Annotated in this window: 1 protein-coding gene and 2 pseudogenes; all 3 read right to left on the reverse strand. The window is 37.1% G+C overall.

The features are described from left to right. Positions 1 to 161, reverse strand: a pseudogene (locus AC07UV_RS25660) (RHS repeat-associated core domain-containing protein); the annotation flags it as partial. A gap of 4 nt (positions 162 to 165) precedes the next feature. Continuing rightward, entirely contained in the window at positions 166 to 567 is a 402-nt protein-coding gene (locus AC07UV_RS25665; protein ID WP_495185849.1) for a hypothetical protein, read from the reverse strand. 11 nt (positions 568 to 578) lie between these two features. Next, positions 579 to 1116, reverse strand: a pseudogene (locus tag AC07UV_RS25670) (hypothetical protein); the annotation flags it as partial.

Genomic DNA, 1116 nt, shown 5'->3' on the forward strand with positions numbered 1-1116 from the left:
CTGATCCACCCTGTGGATTCTCTTCCATCCGGGTCAATAAACATGATTGGATTATCAAATGCATAGTTATACGGCGAATGTCTCCGCATCTTCTCAGCCAGCGGATCCACCACATTCCATCTACCTATCTCAGCATCGTAAAAACGCACGCCGTAATCGTACTAATTATCGCTTATTCTTTTTCTCAATTTCATTTTGAATTGCTTTTTGATAGAATGGCGCAATTTCAATATCAATTCTTTTACCACCTCTAAACACCTGAATTATTGAATCACCTTTAATCTTACTTATCGAATCTCCTTCTTCCATTTGTCCCCAAAATTTACCGTTTAATCCTGTTGAAGTATTATTCGAAAAAACAATAATTGGGCTATTGTGATTTGCCTTATCATAATACTTTTTTACCAGAATTCCACAGTACTCATTTTGGATTTCTCTTTTGAAACCTATTTTAAGTGAATTCTCTACAGTTTTTACGTTTATTATATATAAAATTCCAAAAAAAATAAATCCGAAAAACAAAACAAATTTTAACACTATAAAAACACTATCATACTTAATTTTCATAATATTTCAATTTAAAACTTCAAAACCCAAGTTTTTGTTCTATCTACAGTTACCCCTCCTGTAATACCTGCCCCCATTTTAAAACTAAGCCCTGAAGGATATTGAGAAGATTGACCTCCACCATAAGAATAGTAGGATCTAGTAGTTTCTTTGGTAGGGTTACCGAAATCTCCAAATCCGTTGCCTTTACTTCCGCCATACGATCCTCCAACAGCTAGTGGCCCTATACCAAGGCCAACACTTACGGAATTCCCCTCACCTGCAAAATCACTGACACTAAAAGTTTGATTATTCGAAGGTGTTGCTATTCCTGAAGATACTCCTATACCTCCACCAAATCCAGCATGTCCCCCAAATGTAAAATATAGGCCTTTATCTCCAAAATTATCAGTAACTACTCCGGCCTGTAAACTGATTCCTCCACCAACGGCTCCCCCAATCGAGATGCCAGAATATGTACCAGATGTATTGGTAGGATCCACGACCGTAGATCCCAAAGGGGTTGTTAAATTTCCGGTTAAGTCCACATTATTACCGTTTATATCCATG

Source organism: Sphingobacterium sp. GW821-FHT03E03 (genome assembly GCF_059420745.1).